The sequence below is a fragment of the Undibacterium sp. TC9W genome (assembly GCF_049339865.1).
In the GTDB taxonomy this organism is placed as follows: Bacteria; Pseudomonadota; Gammaproteobacteria; order Burkholderiales; family Burkholderiaceae_D; genus Undibacterium.
Genome location: NZ_JBMPPJ010000019.1, coordinates 17,622 through 35,468, shown reverse-complemented (window position 1 = coordinate 35,468; position 17,847 = coordinate 17,622). Strand labels below are relative to the sequence as shown.

General features: G+C 49.4%; 11 protein-coding genes and 1 pseudogene. 2 read left to right on the top strand and 10 right to left on the bottom strand.

The genetic code is table 11. From position 1 onward, the window contains the following. Window positions 1–32: 32 nt before the first annotated feature. The 3 genes from ACO0LN_RS22475 to ACO0LN_RS22465 all read right to left on the bottom strand — a co-directional run bounded on the left by ACO0LN_RS22475 (window position 33) and on the right by ACO0LN_RS22465 (window position 4,545). Window positions 33–2,396 (bottom strand): ABC transporter permease, encoded by a 2,364-nt coding sequence (locus tag ACO0LN_RS22475; protein WP_422977647.1) that lies wholly within the window; start codon window positions 2,394–2,396, stop codon window positions 33–35. A gap of 128 nt (window positions 2,397–2,524) precedes the next feature. After that, a complete protein-coding gene (locus tag ACO0LN_RS22470; RefSeq protein WP_422977799.1) occupies window positions 2,525–3,277 on the bottom strand; it encodes an ABC transporter ATP-binding protein in 753 nt (250 codons plus the stop codon). Between the two features lie 143 nt (window positions 3,278–3,420). Next, window positions 3,421–4,545 (bottom strand): sensor histidine kinase, encoded by a 1,125-nt coding sequence (locus ACO0LN_RS22465; protein ID WP_422977645.1) that lies wholly within the window; start codon window positions 4,543–4,545, stop codon window positions 3,421–3,423. Window positions 4,546–5,343: 798 nt separating this feature from the next. Here ACO0LN_RS22465 and ACO0LN_RS22460 point away from each other — a divergent pair. Together ACO0LN_RS22460 and trhA are read left to right on the top strand one after the other, a co-directional pair. Further along, window positions 5,344–6,858 (top strand): hybrid sensor histidine kinase/response regulator, encoded by a 1,515-nt coding sequence (locus tag ACO0LN_RS22460; RefSeq protein ID WP_422977643.1) that lies wholly within the window; start codon window positions 5,344–5,346, stop codon window positions 6,856–6,858. Between the two features lie 365 nt (window positions 6,859–7,223). Further along, window positions 7,224–7,841, top strand: a complete 618-nt coding sequence (gene trhA / locus ACO0LN_RS22455; protein ID WP_422977641.1) for a PAQR family membrane homeostasis protein TrhA — start codon at window positions 7,224–7,226, stop codon at window positions 7,839–7,841. Window positions 7,842–8,766: 925 nt separating this feature from the next. Here the strand turns inward: trhA and ACO0LN_RS22450 are convergent. The 7 genes and pseudogenes from ACO0LN_RS22450 to ACO0LN_RS22420 form a co-directional block, all read right to left on the bottom strand. Beyond that, a complete protein-coding gene (locus tag ACO0LN_RS22450) occupies window positions 8,767–10,710 on the bottom strand; it encodes a DUF3732 domain-containing protein (RefSeq protein ID WP_422977639.1) in 1,944 nt (647 codons plus the stop codon). Further along, the gene (locus ACO0LN_RS22445; RefSeq protein WP_422977637.1) at window positions 10,707–11,219 is read right to left on the bottom strand and encodes a three component ABC system middle component; all 513 of its coding nucleotides are present in this window, start codon (window positions 11,217–11,219) and stop codon (window positions 10,707–10,709) included. Before ACO0LN_RS22445 ends, ACO0LN_RS22450 begins: the two co-directional genes overlap by 4 nt. Next, on the bottom strand, window positions 11,216–12,436 hold the full coding sequence (locus tag ACO0LN_RS22440; protein ID WP_422977635.1) for an ABC-three component system protein: 1,221 nt from the start codon (window positions 12,434–12,436) through the stop codon (window positions 11,216–11,218). Before ACO0LN_RS22440 ends, ACO0LN_RS22445 begins: the two co-directional genes overlap by 4 nt. A 6-nt stretch (window positions 12,437–12,442) precedes the next feature. Next, window positions 12,443–13,591 carry a restriction endonuclease subunit S gene (locus ACO0LN_RS22435; protein ID WP_422977633.1) on the bottom strand — a complete coding sequence of 383 codons (1,149 nt, stop codon included), beginning with the start codon at window positions 13,589–13,591 and terminating at the stop codon, window positions 12,443–12,445. Beyond that, window positions 13,588–15,117 carry an N-6 DNA methylase gene (locus ACO0LN_RS22430; protein ID WP_422977631.1) on the bottom strand — a complete coding sequence of 510 codons (1,530 nt, stop codon included), beginning with the start codon at window positions 15,115–15,117 and terminating at the stop codon, window positions 13,588–13,590. The genes ACO0LN_RS22435 and ACO0LN_RS22430 overlap by 4 nt, the downstream gene beginning before the upstream one ends. Before the next feature lie 20 nt (window positions 15,118–15,137). Continuing rightward, window positions 15,138–17,558: pseudogene (gene hsdR / locus ACO0LN_RS22425) on the bottom strand (EcoAI/FtnUII family type I restriction enzme subunit R). Next, window positions 17,555–17,761 (bottom strand): hypothetical protein, encoded by a 207-nt coding sequence (locus ACO0LN_RS22420; protein WP_422977629.1) that lies wholly within the window; start codon window positions 17,759–17,761, stop codon window positions 17,555–17,557. Before ACO0LN_RS22420 ends, hsdR begins: the two are co-directional and overlap by 4 nt. Window positions 17,762–17,847 lie beyond the last annotated feature (86 nt).

Below are 17,847 nucleotides of genomic sequence, written 5' to 3'. Positions count from 1 at the left end.
TTGGAGGGATATGGTGTTGGCTGATGTGCATTTTATTCACGCGTCTTGAGCACGCTGACCATGTCCAGCCCATCTACACGCTGGCGCACGATAAAGGCGCTGACCATGCCTGCCAGTGCCACGCAGATGGCAGCAAAGGCATAGGTGGCGGGCGTGATCACAAATGGGAAGTAAAAATCGTCGGTTTGTATCCCGCTGACGATGCCTGCCGCGAGCAGATATCCCAGCAACATGCCCAGCGGCATGGCAAGTGTGATTTCAATTGCAAGCTCGCCCAGCAAAATGGCAGACACTTCGGTGCGGGTAAAGCCCAGAACGCGCAGACTGGCCAATTCCCAGGCGCGCTCGGCCAGTGCGATGCGGGCGTTGTTATACACCACCCCCACGGCAATCACGATAGCAAAGGCTGTCAACACAGAACTGACCATCAGCAGGTTGCCGACGGTCACATCCTCTATGTTCTTGGCCATGGTTGACTTGCTGATGACCACGCCAACACGGGATAATCCTTGTAGACGTTGTAGCAGCTCGGGTTCAAAGCCGGGTTCAACCGCCAGGGTGAAGCTGTTTACCAGATCACCTTCGCGCAATAGATTGTTCAGGCTGGCTCGCTCGATGTAGGCATTCATGCCCAGCATTTCTTGTACCGTGCCAGTTACCGGCAATTCCAGCACTGCGCGTTCGCCTTCCTGTACCTCTACTCGTACTCTATCGCCCACGTGAAGATGCAACTTGGTAGCGAGACGATCGGTCAGCAACAGACCGTCCTGTGGGGCAGTGAAGAATTGCCTTTCCAGATTCACGATGCGTTGCAGTTCAGGTTGCGGCGCTTTGCCCATGATGATGCCGTGCCAGTTGTGGTTATCATGTACCAGCCGAACCGACACGCTGCGTGCCCCTTCCACCGCAGTGACATAGGGCAACTTGCCTGCTGCGTATAATACGTTGGCAGGCGTTGCTTCCAACAGGGCCACGACCACGTCGCCGCGCAACACTTGCCGAAACTGGGTTTCCATCAACACCGCCACCGAATCGCGCATAAAAGAGCCGGTAACCACAATTGCCATCGACATGGCAATACCAAACACCGTCAGGCTGGTACGCAGTGGTCTTCGCGTCATCGTACGCAAGACCATGCGTAGCGCCGGCGAAAACCATTTTTGCCAACCCCAGCGCTCAATGAGCATAGGTTTGAAGATGCCTGGGGACGGGGCCCGCATAGCTTCTGCTGGTGCCAGGATGACGACCGCATAAATCGCGTTGACCGTGGCCAACACAGCTGCGGTTAATGCCACGCCGACGGCCACCAGCACAAGATCGGGGCGCAAACGAAAATGCATGTCAGGGAAGCGAAAGCTTTCCTCATACATGCCGACAAAAAACTTGCCCATCACTGTGCCCAGAGCCAGACCCAATGCCAGCCCTAAGGCCACGATAATCAACACCAGCTTTAAGTAATGCCAGCCAATTGCAAGGTTGTCGTAGCCCAGTGCCTTGAGTGCAGCGATCTGTCCGCGCTGAGTGGCAATTTGCCGACCTAGCACCACGTTAAGCAAAAAGGCAGCAACACCCAAAAAGATCGTCGGCAAGACTGTACCCATCACCCGCTGCTGAGTAATTTCAGAGCTGAGCATGGCGTGCGACATCTGCAAATCGCGGCCATGAGCGGTGTTCCCGCCGTAACGCTTCAGCAGGCGGTCTAGCTGATCTATCACCGCCCCCTCGCTGGCACCAGGGCTAAGCCGCACGGCAACCTGGTTGAACGCACCTTCCATATTGTAGGCTGACGCCAGAGCATGCTTATCCACCCAAAAGACGCCAAAACCGCGCTGGTCGGGCGAGCCCCCCAAACCCGCAAAAATATACTCTGGCGAGAGAGCAATGCCTACGATTAGCAGTTCTTCTCGTTTGCCATTGATGAGCGCGTTGACCCGGTCACCCGGCGCAAGCTTGCGCGCCACGGCAAAACCTTCCGATACCAGTGCTTCCATTGCGCCTGTATGGCGTGTAGCAATCATACGCCCCAGGCGAAGATTGACCTTATTGAGCCGCTGCGGCAGCAGTGGGTCCATCCCCAACAACAGACCGACAATTGGGTCCACTACATTGGGGATATTCACTGGGACGACTTGGGCTTGGGATGTTTCAACATGCGCGGCACCAACAATTTCCTGCAATTGTCGCTCCAGAGTCAGTGGTGCCCGCTTGAGTGTGGCAAACACATCTGCAAAGCGTGAATCGGCGTAATACAAATCGCGCGACCACGATAGCGCGTCGTAAGCACTGAAGCTGGTGATGAAGCCAGCGACGGCACTAGCGACCACTAGCGCAATTGTCAAGGCCTGACTCCACATCAAAGTTATGCCGCGCAGTAGCTTCTTGTTCAGCGTTTTCATGGTGGTCTTATCTGGACTCAGCGGACTGTAGTAACCCGCACCCTTATGTGGAAGCTAATGCAAATAAAGCTGGCTTTGTTGCGTATCTTTGCGCTTACTGGCCTTTATTAAATCAAGGGGCCAGAGCATTACCAGGTCAGTTGGGACGGCTGCAGCTTGTTAGTGTTGACTTCGATGCGCTGAATTCGCCCCTCACCCAAAAACAGCACCCGATCCGCTATGTCTGCAATGGCGGCGTTATGAGTGATGACGATTGTCGTAGTACCGATGCCTCGGTTGATGTTGGCAATGACCTCCAGCACCAGCTTGCCGGTTACATAGTCCAGTGCTCCTGTGGGTTCGTCGCATAGCAACACGTCTGGCCGCTTTACGATGGCGCGGGCAATCGCCACCCGCTGCTGCTCACCGCCAGATAATTGCGATGGAAAGTGATCTACCCTGTCTGCCAGCCCCACCAGCGTCAACGCTTCCAGCGCGGGCATGGGATTAATGGCAATGTCAGTCACCAGCTCCACGTTTTCCCGCACCGTCAGACTGGGGATGAGGTTATAGAACTGAAACACAAAGCCTACATGCTCACGCCGGTAGGTGGTGAGTTCTTTCTCGTTGGCTGCGGTTAAATCTTGTTCAGCAAAAAGGGCACTGCCGCTACTAGGGCGATCCAGGCCGCCCAGAATATTCAATAAAGTCGATTTGCCGCTGCCTGACGGTCCCAACAACACTATGAACTCGCCCTTGTAGATAGTTAGATCAACATCAACCAGGGCAGTGACCGTTATCTCGCCCATCTGGTAGGTTTTGGCAAGTCCTTTGGCAACAAAAAGAGGTGTACCCTGCGGCGACACGGTGACAGGTAGCGCCTGGACGTTGATGTTTTGCATGACCTGCACGCTACTCCAATGGCTTGAAGTAGGTCTGTGCGTTGTCACACAAAGGCAGTCCCAATAGATCTTGGTATTTAATACGCTTTGCGGCTCAGGAAAGCAGGATTGCTAATTTTGAGGTAGATTAAAAATATCCTATATTATTGTCGGGGTAGATAAACTGAAAATACAGTGCCCGCATCTTGATCAGAACGTACATTAATATCGCCGCCGTGTGCTACAACGATTTCTTTTGCTATAAACAAGCCTAAGCCTAGACTGCTACGCGGCCTGTCGTTGCCATCCTGCTCTGGCAATTGCACCAATGAGCTGAATAATGTTGGTAATAGCTCTTCTGGAATTGTAGGTCCTTCATTGCAGACTTGAAGAAGTATGCGATCTTTTTCTCCCACTATATCGACGATGATCGGCCTATCAGGCGCACCATACTGTGCAGCATTGTTAATTAGATTTATTAACACTTGCTGAAGCCGTTGCTGGTCAAAAGCACCTTTCAACTCACCTTTGGTGTTCAGTTCGAACAGAGATTTTGGATGTACGGCAGTTGAGTCTTCAATAGCCCAACGGCCTATGTCGTTGAGATCACATTCAAGTCGTTCGATTGGAATGCCATCACCCAATTGAGTGCGGGCCAATATCAATAGATCATTGACCATCGCGTTCATTGTGGCAGCACTACGCTTGACACGAAATCCTATCTGCTGAATTTGATTGTCAAATGCGCCCGCTCTGGATAGGTATGTGCCGGCCAATGCTGTAACTGCTAGGGGGCTACGCAAGTCATGACCTAAAATAGCCAAAAATATATCCCGGGTTTCATTCACTTTGTCCGAATACGCTATAGCAGCCTCGGCAAGTGATTGATCTATTGCTTCATTAAACCGCATCATGTCTTGCGCATTTTCTACCCAAACATCAGAACAACTTTGCTGCCATAGCTTAAGTACGCTTGCTCGCAATGCACGGTACTCGGCAATTAATTGACGGAGAGTGAATCCGCTCGCGTAACGCAATCTCCCATGAATTGATGAAGCACTCTCATCATTGGCTGGAGGTGAGCTGAGATCTTGTGATTTTGCCTCTTTTTGTTCCGGGGTCTCTGCTGTTTGAATATCTTCGGCCACGAACTGTAGTATTTGTTTAGCGTGATCCCGTAGTTCCTGAGTAGACATCTTATCCGCAACAGTACCAAAGGTCGCCGCGAATGCATCCCATTCAACAAGGATCAGCTCCATATTTTGATTAATGAATTTAGCGATATTCATAGTTTGAACGTGTTGAGGAGAAAGTGCGTCTGAGAAGGATGCGAGAATGCTTGATTAATATTACTACATATCAAATAGACAATGCTTTTGTACTTTGTAAGCTGTTTAAACTCTCTTCCTCTAAGATGTTTTGAGGGAAGTGCGAGTCAAACAAATCGCGCATTCTAAGATGCAAGAAATTGAAAATTTCCTAATATTTAAAAGTGTTCTTTAACTCATAACCGAGTGAAAGAAATGATACAAGAATATAGGCTGACAAACGGCTAAGTGCATAATAATTCGAGATTGAAAGTGCTGAGCAACATATACTTTTTGCCTTTTTTGAATCTCAGTGATGCGATTATCCCGACAAGCTTGATGGGTAATATCTCCTTCTTTGTGCGGCAACGCACGGTTGCTTATTAATCCCTGATTTAGTCTATCGCTGACAATTTAGCTTTGTAGTTAAGTTATTTACAAATGAGAGATAAAGGCAGAATAACTATTGATGGCATAAAACGGCTTCGAAAGCCTATATTGATGGCGATCACTATTGTTTTTTTGTAACGAATAATGTAGTGTGCCAGCAATATTTCCTGACAATGTTAGCAGATGGTTATGGCCAACAAAAGCATTGATACCATAAAGTTCGTTGTCCATTGGCATTGCCTGATTTGGATTGGCCGAGTCCAGAATACTTGCTATGACACTACAATTTATCGTCGAAGTGATACCTATCGATACCATACTTGCAAACGCCAGAGATTTTTTAAGTCAGACACCGCATTTGCCTGTTATTAAGGGCGCAGAGGTTCAACTATGAGCGAGTTGCATATCAAAAATCGTGTCCTGATTTACGCACCCTACGGTAAGGACGCTACGCTCGTCGCCAATGCGCTACATAGCGCTGATGTGCTTTGCGAGCATTGTTCGGGCCTGCCGTCATTGCTAAAGGCAATGGAGGAGGGTGCTGGAGCGCTAGTAACAGTGGAAGAGGCATTGAACCGTGAATGGTTTGACGCGTTGTTCACATTTATTACCCATCAGCCTGACTGGTCTGATTTTCCTATTCTCGTTCTAACTAAGCCGGGTAGCAATCCTCATTGGGTACAGCACGCTTATGATGTTTTGGGTAATCTGACTTTGTTGGAGCGTCCTATACGCGTTCCAATCTTAATGAGCGCAGTGCGTTCCGCGCTACGAGGGAGGCAGCGGCAATACCAAATTTGTGAAGCATACCAGCACAAAGATGAGTTTTTGGCTATGTTGGCGCATGAGTTGCGCAATCCACTGGCTCCGATCGGGGCCGCTGCGCAATTGCTTAGCCTGCGGCCACAAGACGCAACGATAGTGCTGAAGACCAGCCAGACTATTGCGCGTCAAGTCAGGCATCTGTCACATCTCATTGACGACTTGCTGGACATGGCCAGGCTCACACGCAATCTGGTAGCGTTCGCGAGTGAGCAGGTTGATATGCGAAATGCAGCGTCAGAAGCCGTTGAGCAACTTGAATCTGCTATGCAAGCAAAGCAACACCGGCTAAACCTTTGCTTGCCTATTCGCCCTGTGTGGGTGAAAGGCGACCCGAATCGACTGGTTCAAGTGATCGCCAATCTTCTCAACAACGCAGTCAAGTACACATTGACTGGAGGAAGCATTGAAGTGATTCTCGCAGTTGAAAAAGATTCAGTGGTACTGGAGGTCAGTGACGATGGTATGGGCATAGAGCCTGATTTGGCCCCCTACATTTTTGACTTGTTTACTCAAGCTAAACGCACACCAGACCGCACTCAAGGTGGTCTGGGCTTGGGCTTGGCACTTGTGAAATTGATAGCCAATGCCCACGGCGGTAGCGTTCATCTGTGTAGTGAAGGCCTTGGGCAGGGCAGTACATTCACTCTCAGGTTACCTTGCCTGCCTGCTGATGAGGTGATGCAAGAATCGGTAGCCTGTAGAGAACCAATACCGAAGGTTCCAACCCAGCGGATATTGGTAGTAGACGACAATCAAGATGCGGCCGATATGCTCTGTACAGTATTACGTGAATTTGGTCATGAGGTCGTTGTTGCTTATGACGCTAGTGCTACTCTTGATATTGCGCGCCGTCTAAAACCGCAAGTAAGTCTGCTGGATATCGGATTGCCTGATATGGATGGCATGGCATTAGCGAACAGCCTGCGTGAACTGCCAGAGACTGCGACCTCGCTATTAATTGCCGTGACTGGCTATGGACATGCTGAGGACATGCGTAAATCGCTTGCTGCAGGATTTGATGCGCATCTAGTCAAACCACTGGATATGGATGAATTACAAAAATTGTTGAATCGTAGTTGACCAAGTGTGATTTAAATAAAGATAACAAACAAAACACAAATGTTTAAGGACAATGTCCTTGTTTTTGCTTTTACGCCGCTTGTATCTGCGCTTTGAGATCAAAGAACCAGCCTATGCGGAGCGACAGACAACAAGTGCCATCGATAAATATGCAATGTAACTTTTAAGCAGACTTAAAATAAAATTTATTAAAATGATAATCAACGACGTAGCTTGCAACAGTTTCACTTCGATCGGAAAGGACTGGGATTTGATGGGGCAAATGACCGGGTGGCAGCTTTCGCCAGGAGGTGCACAACGCGCCCACGCAAATACAATGTCTGGGCCGCAGCTTTCAATAGTGGAAAATTTGTAAGGGAATACGCATGTATTATGGAGAGCGCTTCAATGGCATTACCCACGCGGTGGGTGCTGCATTGGCGACAGTGGGCGGCGTATCGCTGATCACGATAGCAGTTCGCAGTGGCGACTATTGGAAGATTGTTAGTTTCAGCATCTACGCTGTCACGCTAGTTGCCCTTTATTTTACATCTGCCCTGTATCACAGCACCCAAGGGCCAGCCAAAGACGTATTGCGTCGGCTCGACCATTGCGCAATCTACTTGCTAATTGCTGGTACCTATACGCCATTCACACTGGTCAGCCTAAGGGGGTCGTGGGGATGGTCGCTGTTCGGCGTGGTGTGGGGGCTTGCCGTTATTGGTGTCCTGCAAGAATTGTGGTACGCCAAAGGAGCACGGTTAATGTCGTTGCTAATTTATGTGGTGATGGGCTGGGTTGGCGTGATCGCTGCTAAGCCGCTCATCAATGCGCTCACGATGGACGGCTTCCGATGGCTGGCAGCAGGCGGTGCACTCTACACCGGCGGCATCGCGTTTTATGCCACAGATCACAAATGGCGTCATGGACACGGGGTATGGCACCTGTTCGTGCTTGGAGGAAGCATATGCCATTTTGGCGCGGTATTGCTGTACGTGGCGTAGTAGAGGGCAAGCAGAGCGATTTGACTACTCCTGACAAGATTACTGCAAATCTGTTGATCGAAAGGTGCCAAATAAGTCTGAACAACGTCTCGTTCCATGAGTGTCGCCGGTATTTCTCTATACCAATTGATCAGGCACCGGAATTAGACACACATGAGAACAACGAACCCACAAACCAAAACGCCTACTTGCATGAGCGGGCGTTGCGTGAGGTCTGCTGGTCTTGGCGGACCACTGCAGAATCTAACAACGACACAAGGATCCTCAATCCGCTCGCACCAAAATAGTTGCATTACTCAGAAAATCCGCCCAAGTTTGCATTAAGGGACTGCGTTGCTCCAACATGATGTTGCAACCAGAATCAGTCTGGCTGGTCGTCACCCCTGTTGATATGCGCATCGGTGTCGATGGCATGTCACTGCGTGTCCGGTAAGCACTGGCACGCTCCTTGCGGTGGCACTGACTACGTCTTTGCCCAATCGGCAGCGCAATCGCGTAAAACTGATCGTCTGGGATGGTTTTACCCTTACGCATCAATTCGCCGATTGCCCTAGGTCATTCAATACATTAATAATGCGAGAGCGTGGTTCTGAAAGTCGTTTAGGCAGAATTCGATAGTAATCGAATCTTTTTGTTTCAGGATTCCATTTTGAGTGATACCACACATCTTGTTGTGGGTCTTCATTTAATATCCCAGTCATCGGTCGCACAGGTTGTTCGTCACTCCGCATAGACTGGCTCTGTGACTTCTGAGCTCAGATAGCATCGGGCAATGTTCCAAGAGATGCCTAGCTAATTCAATAATAGTAGACTTTACCGCAATTGCTGTGTCTGCTTATCGTGGCAAAAACGACACCAAGTCGACAATGTCTTCCAAGGGGCTTGTTTTTAGTTTTCCAACCAACGAAATTTCCTGGCAGATATTTTATTTTGTGACGGTCACCCAGTCCACTGGGACAAGTTTTTTGCCGTCAATCCAACGCTCCACAACGGCATCTTTGAACCGTTGATCGTCATCGAAGTAGGGATGGTCGGTAATCAGCACTTGAAGCCCACCGTTCAATGCGTTGGTCACATCAAATATCAATCCGTACAGACCTTTAACAGCTAGGCGGTCTGCATCCACTTTTTCCTTAGGTGCTTTGGCATCCGAGTCCGGCGAGAAATGGGCTTGGGACAACTGATCGAAGATCAAGAATGATGGAACAGGCCGCTTGCGCCGGGCGAACCAATCATGCAACGCTAGATGAGCGACGATGTGATACCCAACGTGGTTTTCTCCACTTCCCATCTGAGACATTGGCACAGGTCTTTCAAGCGTGTCCGCAACAATGGTCAGATTCTTGGTGTCCAAGCGTAGTGGGCTATCTGAGTATTCCAGCTTAACTTTTCCAGCAAATGCGGACACGTTTCGATTTACGTTGGACAGGCAAGACTCAAGACGTTCCTGCATCGCTTCATTGCTGAGTAACGTCTCCAATTCTTTTTCTTGAATTTTCAACGCTTGTAGTCGTTCATCTTGCCCTGAGGTGTTGATCGCCGCAGGAATGTTTTCCAGATATAGGCTAATACGACCTAAAATCAATGCCCTGCGGGTATCTGCATCTGAGGCTAGTTGGAGACGTTCATTCGATTTTTTAACAGCAGAGAGTAGTTCTCGGTTATGCCCAAGCTGCTGGCGAATAGACTCTAATTCTGTTTCAACTTCTGCAATAGCGAAATCAATTTTAGGCGTTGTTGCATCTACTGCGCCACGACCCTGTCCAAGATGCGCTGCCGATTGCTTAATTTGTGCGATAGACGGTGCAACTGATTCTGAGGGCAGCACTTGCAAGCAAAGTGGGCATGAATGATCAGAACAGTTGGGATCAAAAACAGAAACTGCATTCAATCGGGCAATGTGTTCGTCAGCTTCAATTGCATAACTCTTAGTTGTGCCCTCAAAGGCACGAGCACGCTCTAAAGTACCGAGCAAATTGCTTTGTTGCTTTAGCAGTTGATTTCGGATGCTAGTTAGGCGATTGAATTCCGTTGCATCATTGCCCTCTGCAAGGGACAAGGAAAGCGGGGTCGATTGAATGGCAGTCAAGGCTGCAACTTTTTCGGCCCATGAAATCAAATCAGATACGGAGGAAAGACCAACAGCCTTCGCTTCAGACAGGAGCGTGTCAGCGCGAGATGTGCCTTCACCTCGAATGTTCGCCGCTTCCTTATTCCGCCGCTCAATTTGCCGAATTTCTGCTTTTACAGCCTTCAGTTCACTTTGCTGGGATAGATATTCGTCGGATACCGCACCAAGGAAGTAGGGCAATGTATCTTTTATTGCCTGTGCCTTATCTCGGTCATTTGCTCCGTGGAAAAGCCACTTCTGTTGAGCAATTTCATTCTGAGACTGAAGACAGAGTGCAACAGCATGACGAATTGACGCAACCAGATGATCTCTGGTTTGACCGTCAGGTGGAGTGTGCCGATAAGAAGATATGCCTGTCCACGAAGCTAATTGTGACCGTAATCCCTCAACGTTGGTGGTTTGACGTAGCATATCTCCACTGGGAATCGTAATGTCGGCCCCTACTAACGTGTACACGGCTTCAGAACTCTTGGCTTCTCCCAATGGTACTTGGCGAGCGATAAATGCTTGTCCACTTGATGTTTGAAGTAGCAGGCCAAACCACGCCACATTACGGCGCACTTTTCCCTCTGGTACATCACAAAGGCTTGCACCAAAGCAGTAGTCAATGATCTTCAGCACAGCGGATTTTCCAGCCTTGGATTCGCCTGAAATGATGTTTACAGCACCAAGTTTTAACGGGAGACTGCGCGTTTTTCCGTGATGGCTGTAAGCCACAATCTCTTTAATTTGAATCATGCGGAAACTCCCAACATTGCCATAACAGTTTGCGGATCACCATTTCGGTACAACCATCGACCGATAAATAGAGCCTTTTTTGCACACTCACGAACCTCATCCGAAGAGGTATTTAAATACTTATTGATTTGCCGCGTCTTCGATGTAGTTCCAATGACTGAAACCGCATCAAACGCGAGCAACGAATGATTTGCACCAAAGATTAATGATTCTCTAACGTATGGACGAAGGACGCCGACACCCTTGGCGACAGCCGAACGAAGCAACGGATTTTGATTTATCCAAGTCGCCAGCGAACTTGTGATGGTAGATGGGAGTGAGTTCCTGGTTTTACCGCGTAGTGCCAAACTCAACCCAACAAATGTCAGAACCATTGGTATATTTTTTGGTTCACCATTCGACGTGGCTTCCTGTTGATAGCCTTTCGCAAGATGCCAGACAAGAATTGAACCAAAGGCTGGATTTAGCAAATTGCGCTCTTCCAGAGTTCTCTTACTCCATATAGTCATGTTATCCCAGCGACAGGGTCGCTCTCCACTCCAAGAATTTCAGAAAGCCGATCCTCAAAATTTGGATGCCATCCAATTTTCAATTCATCAGCGAGCATGTGAAGTGACCCTCTGCATACCCATTGAGCAGCAACATTAGGGCGGATGGGAAGCACGACATCTTCTGCCCACTTGAGGACTTCTCGACCGGCCTTTGCCATTGCGTCATCGGCAGGTGAATCGCCAAGCTCATCGCAAATTTGGTCGCGCTTGAGCAACCACTCTGTTTTCAGCGTGCTTTCGTACTTGGATATGTCAGTGTCAAATAAAAGCTCGTCGCGTGTCCATTGGCTGCGTTGTGCAAAAGCACGTTGGTAGGAATTGATGGCATTCAGAATTCGATTCTTGCCCGCCCCAACCAACTCGACTTGACGATAGAAGTTTCGACCAGAAAATTCTGGTAACTGATCCAGCGCGACCATGAGCTTTTCAATTGCATCGTCGATGGGCAGCGCATCTGGTTTGAGTGATTCTTGAATATCCGATATCTGGGCTTCCAACTCAGTACGAGAGATGCCACATCCGTCGTTCACCAGTTCGTGAACCACTCGCTTGAACCACCACCCTTCTAATAGTTCGAGGGCTGTCTTCTGGTGGTGAAGCGTCATCCAATGAAGCTCCTGCTCAATCTTTGTCAGTATTTCGGACACATTTCCTTCGTCGGGAACAACCACTATCCGGTCAAGTAGTTTTTCTTGATCCGACTGGCTCAACGCAAGGAACGCCTCAAAAACGTCCTTCAACGCATCATTGCTTGAAGTGGTGGCTGCTTGCCTTAATCGACTACATGCAGTTTTTATGTCACGTTCCGGTGTATGGGCACACAACGCTTGTGCTGCCGTGCCATCAGTAATTGAGGCGGTCGTGATCAGGAAAAGAGCAGTGTCAATAGGAACCTCCCCGCTAGCATTTCCGACTAACCACACCCGTAACGTTTTCCAAAGGTCAGCACTCGAGTCAGTAAGGTTTGCCTTTTTAGAGATCGAATGCTTGGTTTGAAGTACCGAAATGGGTATCCCATTCGCCTCAAATGTCACATCATCAAGTGTTTCCAAGCTGACGGAAAATTCACCAACCTTTGCTTGTTGCAGCGCCCATAGCAAGGCAACACGCACTTGGTACAAATACCCCAGCATTGAAGCGGTGGCGTTATATGTGTGCACAGATTGGTCGGACATACTGGCCTATACCCCCGTAATTTGTGCCTGGCTCATTTCCTTCTGTAATAAGGAAGGTAACAGTGCCTCAATGCATGGAAACACCTCAGTTCGCAGTTGTCGCACAGTTTCAAGTCCGTTCAAAGTGGCAACAATTTTTTCCTGCTTTGAAAACGATGGCATGTGCAGGTCAATAGCGAGGAATTTTTCTGGTCTGACACGTTCTCTGCGTGCGCCAACACCCCGGGTCGCTTCTTGTAAATATTTCCAAAACCATTGTGATCGAACAACTTCTTGCATGTAACGAGGACTTGCTATATTAGGCTTACATCGGAATGTTCGATATTCTGGCGATACATACATACCAGATAGCGCTCTGGGACAAACTGCTATTGCCCCTTCCCAGCCTTTCACTTGACTCAAAACAATGGCATCTTCGTACAGTCTGTTGAATGTTTTGTAAGTCGTTTCAGTGCCAAAAACCGGCGCTTTGGGAAACAGTCCTCCACCAAAACCACGAACCCCAACCTGTGGATAAGACTCAGTTGGTTGGATTCTTACTTTGTCTTCGTACAATTCAATCAAATCACCCAACTTGCACGTGGTGCCTGAGTTGCTATGCAGACTCAAAAAAAGTGATTGCAGTTGAACTTCAATGGTTGAACGCAGTTTGACTGCATCTTGCAATTGCTGCCGAACGGTGCCGATTCGAGCAATTATTCTTTGTTGTTCTTCAATTGGAGGTAAAGGCATAACGTATTCGAGAACGTCACCAGCACGAATAGCGGCGTAATTTGTAGTTCCTTTTGCGGCTACTTGATCTCTGAACACTTTCGTCTTGCAGTAGTAGCCCAAAAAATCTGGAATCAAATGTTCTTGATTGGATTCGAAGAGGAAGTAATGACTGCTGACGATTGCCTTGTCAAGTGCAATCGGAACGATTCCGAAGCCCCCCATTTTTGCGTCAATTTCAGCGACCAAAAAATCCGACACACGGCAAACTTGTTGCTTTTTTGTCTTAATCTCTGAGCCGGATACGTGATCACGCAGTTCAATTCCTTGCGCGTGAAGTTTTACTTTCGGACGCATGTACATTTGCTCGTCCTCAATAGTGATGAAGACTTTTCGATGGTGTAAAACTTCTCCCAACTTCACTATTGGCCAAGTCTGTTTCATACGGGCTCCTGCAGTAACGCCTGCACTTGCTCCATTAACGCAATTATTTGCCGCTCTTTGTCTAGAATGCTGGCAACCAATTGCTCAGGTGGCAAGTGTGCAATATCTTCTTTGGCCGTTGGATTTTTTCGGTCAAGGTTGCAGCCGTTTTCCAGAATCTCTTTGGCTGTAACTTTCCAAGCCTGCTTACTTTCTTCTCGCTTTTTCCACCATGCCAGCAGATCGTCAAACTCTTCGTATTGAAGGGGTTGGGTTTTTGTGTAATTCTTTCGGTCTTCTGGCAAAGGTTGTTCGTAAAACCAAACAGTTTTTGTGGGGCGGCTACGGTCAAAAAACAGTAAGTTAGAGGGGATGTTTGTGTACGGCGCAAATACGCCACTGGGCAAGCGCACGATCGTGTGCAGGTTGAATTCAGTTAGCAGTTCCTGTTTAATGCGGCCACAGATACCGTCCGCAAACAGAGTTCCATTCGGTACAACGACAGCGGCACGTCCAGCAGGTTGCCTACGCAGCTTGCGCATGATGAGTTGCAGGAAGAGCAAGGCGGTTTCTGCGGTTTGCTTGTCGTCTGGGAAGTTGCCTAAGATGCCGCGCTCTTCTTCACCGCCAAATGGTGGATTGGACAGAATCACATCCACCCGTTCACGGTCACCAATCTCTTTGAGTGGAAAGCGCAGGGCGTTGCCGGGGTCAATGTCGGGTGACTCCAAGCCATGCAGCAGCAGGTTCATGTTCACCAGCAGATATGGCAACGGTTTGGCTTCGCAGCCTTGGATACTGCTTTGTTGTAGCTGCTTGCGCTTTTGCACTGTGGTAGCTTGCTTGGAAAGATGGGTATAACTTTCCACTAAGAATCCGCCAGTACCACAAGCGGGGTCAAGCACCACTTCACCCAGTTTCGGATTGACCAATTCCACCATGAGTCGAACCACAGGGCGGGGCGTATAGAACTCGCCAGCGTCGCCAGCGGCATCGCGCATTTCACGCAACAAGGTTTCATAAGTACGCCCAAGTACTTCCAGTTCTTCGCTGGCGTTGAAGTGAATACCATCCAGCTTGGATAATACATCCCGCAGCAGGTAGCCATTAATCATACGGTTGACCATGCCGCGAAACACGGCAGCAATTGTGTCGCGGCGGTCATGTGACTTGGTGCCTTGCAATTCTCGCAGGTACTTGAATAAGCCTGGGCCGCGTGTGCCATCTGGGCGCATGGCTTCATCTTGGTTTATGAAAGCAATCAGCGTATCACCCGTCAGCCCTTCTTTAGTCGCACCCCAATCACGCCAGCGGTAGGGGGTATCAATAGAAGGTTTGAACTTTTCGCCAGCGAGTTGGCTTTCGGCTTCACGGACCTGCTCATGATCGTCCATGAATTTCAGAAACATCATCCATGTGAGCATAGGGAGGCGGTCTCCATCACCATTCAAGCCCTTGTCTTTGCGCATGATATCGCGTGCGGATTTAATGATGGAGCCGAGTTGCTGGGCAGTCGTTTGCGGTTGGGTGGTCTTCTTGTTGGCCATTTTATTTCAATATTCAGGAATCAGTTCGTGTAAAGCGTCGCTTGTAACTGAGTTACAGCCACGCGCAATTGTTCTGCACCACCAAATTTCGCCGCGATTTCTATCGCGTTGCCGTGGTCGGAAATCGGCGCAATACGCAGCGCATCAGGCAGGCGAAGTTGGTCGGTACCGTTTTCGGTGTACCTGTCCAGTAGCTCGTTCAAAATCTGCTTTGCCTCAGTGCCGTACTGGTCAAAGAAATCAGGCTTGTCGCGGCGCATCCTATCGGCACGCTGACTGCGCGTCAGTAGGGGGGCGTTGAATGCCACATGGCAGAGCAAGTCCAGCAGGTCGGCGTCTGGCTGATTGGTTTGCTCGACCAATTGGGCAAGGTCGATCCCTCGGTCTGCAAGTTGTGCAATCAAGGCTTCGCGTGTAGCGGGGTCTTTCCAATGATTCGCCAAGTCTTCGGGTGAGCGGTATAGTACGCGCACCTTCTCGGCGGTATAGTCAGAAAATTGCACCATTCGGAGGTTATTGCCATCGGCATCAAGCTCGTACACAAGGTGGGCGGCAATTTCAACAAGACCACCGTCAACGTAGAACTTGCGACGTTCGCCTAGCTCTTGCTCGACCACGCCCTGCGGCTGACTGGGGTCGATGATCGGAATCTGTTCGTTTTGCTGCTGGTCAAATTCTATGACGTGCTCAGTCTCAATCACGTGCCCTGCTTCATCGGCAGCTTCTTCCACAATCTGTGCGGCATGGCCATCAAAATCTGGGTCAGCAAACATTCTGGTGGCAGACCCGGTGTAATCGAGAATGTCAAAGAACAACTTGTTGTAATCCTCACGCACCCGTGTTCCGCGCCCGATGATCTGCTTGAACTCACTCATGGAGCCGATGACGCGCACCAAAACAACGTTTTTAACTGTGGGTGCATCAATGCCGGTGGTCAGCATTTGCGATGAGGTCAATATCGTAGGCGTGGACTGGTTTGTCTCTAAGTCTTGAAAGCGTGACAGGTGACCACGGCCAATGTCGCCCTCAGCGGCGGTGACACGGCACACATAGTTCGGGTTCTGCGCAACCAAGTCGGCATTCAGATTGGAAAGGGCGCTGCGCATTTCGTCCGCATGTTCTTGGTCAACGCAAAAGACGATGGTTTTGGCAAATCGGTCAGTACGCTTGAGGTAGTCAGTCAAGTGCTGAGCCACAGCTTCTGTGCGTGCCTTCAAACTGACAAGGCGCTCAAAATCTTTAGTGTGGTATTCCTCGTCCGGTATCACTTTGCCGTAGCGATCAAGCTGGCCGTGTGTGGGTCGCCAGCCCGCTGCATCAAACGTGGTGATAACTCAATGCACTCGGTAAGGAGCCAAGAAGCCGTCTTCAATGCCCTGCTTGAGCGAGTATTCGTACAGCGGCAGGCCGAAGTAGGCATAGGTATCACGCGACTCTTCACGCAGAGGGGTAGCGGTCAAGCCAAGCTGAAAGGCTGGCTCAAACCATTCCAGAATCTCGCGCCAGCTCGAATCGGCGCGGCTGGAACCGCGGTGGCATTCGTCAATGATGATGAGGTCGAAATAGTTCGGCGAATACTCTTTATATAAACCGGGACGGCGCTCGTCTTCGGCAATCGATTGGTAGGTTGAAAAATAAATTTCACGGCCTTTGATTGCTTCGCCGCCTTCAATCTTCCAACGCGCATCACCAAACACGGCAAACGTCTTGTCTTTCGGGTCATCGACCAAGACGTTGCGGTCAGCCAAAAACAGTACCCGAGTTTTGCGCGTCGGGTCGCCATCTTTATTCCAGCCCGAAGTCCAGAGCTTCCACACGATGTGAAACGCGGTGGGTGTTTTGCCAGTGCCCGTTGCCATCGTGAGCAAGATGCGCTTTTGCCCGGACAGAATGGTGTTTACCGTGCGGTTGATGGCGATTTCTTGATAGTATCGTGGTGGCTTGCCCGTGCTGTGGTTAAGTGACTGGAGCATGGTCTTGACGGCAATCGTGCTGGCCAGTGGTGTGCCAACAGTTTGGCGATGCCATAGTTCATCCGGCGTGGGGTAACGGTCAACCTTTTGCTCAATGCCTGTCAAGAAGTCGAATTCAATGATTTCCCTACCGTTTGTGGCATAGGCAAACTTGAGGCCAAGTATTTCTGCGTAGTCTTTGGCCTGTTGCAAACCGTCACCAGCGGGTGATTTGTACGGTTTGGCTTCAACAACGGCCAATGTCAAGTCACGGCGGTAGCAAAGCAGGTAATCAGCACGTTTACCTTCACGCCGCTTGGCGGTGCGACCAGTAAGAACGATGCGTCCATCTGTAAAACTGCGTTGTTCTGCGATCTCATACGGAAAGTCACCCCAGCCAGCGGCTCGAATGGCTGGGGTCACATATTCACGGCAAGTATCGGCTTCACTGAACTCGAATGGATTGGGTTGATGACCTGTGTTATTCATTGGTTGCTGTCCATTAGTCTGGCCAGCAATTGTTCAGCTCGTTGAACCTGCGCCATTAGCGATGATTGCGCTTGATCTGACTTACCTGTTTGCGCATATCGCGTGATGATGATGTCTTTGCCAGCGTGTACATTCACCAAGAAGTGGGACATGCGTGTGCGTACCTCAGAGAAGGGCATGAGTTCGTCGGATGAGAATTTCATGGTCTTGATGCCATCCAAAGAAGAGCAAAATTTAGCTCGAATTTTAAGTCAAAATTGGTGTAAAAGCAATAAATTACAAAGTCAAT

Bases quoted from the DNA above. Each gene is read 5' to 3' on its own strand.
- ACO0LN_RS22475 (WP_422977647.1), bottom strand. From the start codon at position 2,396: ATGAAAACGCTGAACAAGAAGCTACTGCGCGGCATAACTTTGATGTGG.
- ACO0LN_RS22470 (WP_422977799.1), bottom strand. From the start codon at position 3,277: ATGCAAAACATCAACGTCCAGGCGCTACCTGTCACCGTGTCGCCGCAG.
- ACO0LN_RS22465 (WP_422977645.1), bottom strand. From the start codon at position 4,545: ATGAATATCGCTAAATTCATTAATCAAAATATGGAGCTGATCCTTGTT.
- ACO0LN_RS22460 (WP_422977643.1), top strand. From the start codon at position 5,344: ATGAGCGAGTTGCATATCAAAAATCGTGTCCTGATTTACGCACCCTAC.
- trhA (WP_422977641.1), top strand. From the start codon at position 7,224: ATGTATTATGGAGAGCGCTTCAATGGCATTACCCACGCGGTGGGTGCT.
- ACO0LN_RS22450 (WP_422977639.1), bottom strand. From the start codon at position 10,710: ATGATTCAAATTAAAGAGATTGTGGCTTACAGCCATCACGGAAAAACG.
- ACO0LN_RS22445 (WP_422977637.1), bottom strand. From the start codon at position 11,219: ATGACTATATGGAGTAAGAGAACTCTGGAAGAGCGCAATTTGCTAAAT.
- ACO0LN_RS22440 (WP_422977635.1), bottom strand. From the start codon at position 12,436: ATGTCCGACCAATCTGTGCACACATATAACGCCACCGCTTCAATGCTG.
- ACO0LN_RS22435 (WP_422977633.1), bottom strand. From the start codon at position 13,591: ATGAAACAGACTTGGCCAATAGTGAAGTTGGGAGAAGTTTTACACCAT.
- ACO0LN_RS22430 (WP_422977631.1), bottom strand. From the start codon at position 15,117: ATGGCCAACAAGAAGACCACCCAACCGCAAACGACTGCCCAGCAACTC.
- ACO0LN_RS22420 (WP_422977629.1), bottom strand. From the start codon at position 17,761: ATGAAATTCTCATCCGACGAACTCATGCCCTTCTCTGAGGTACGCACA.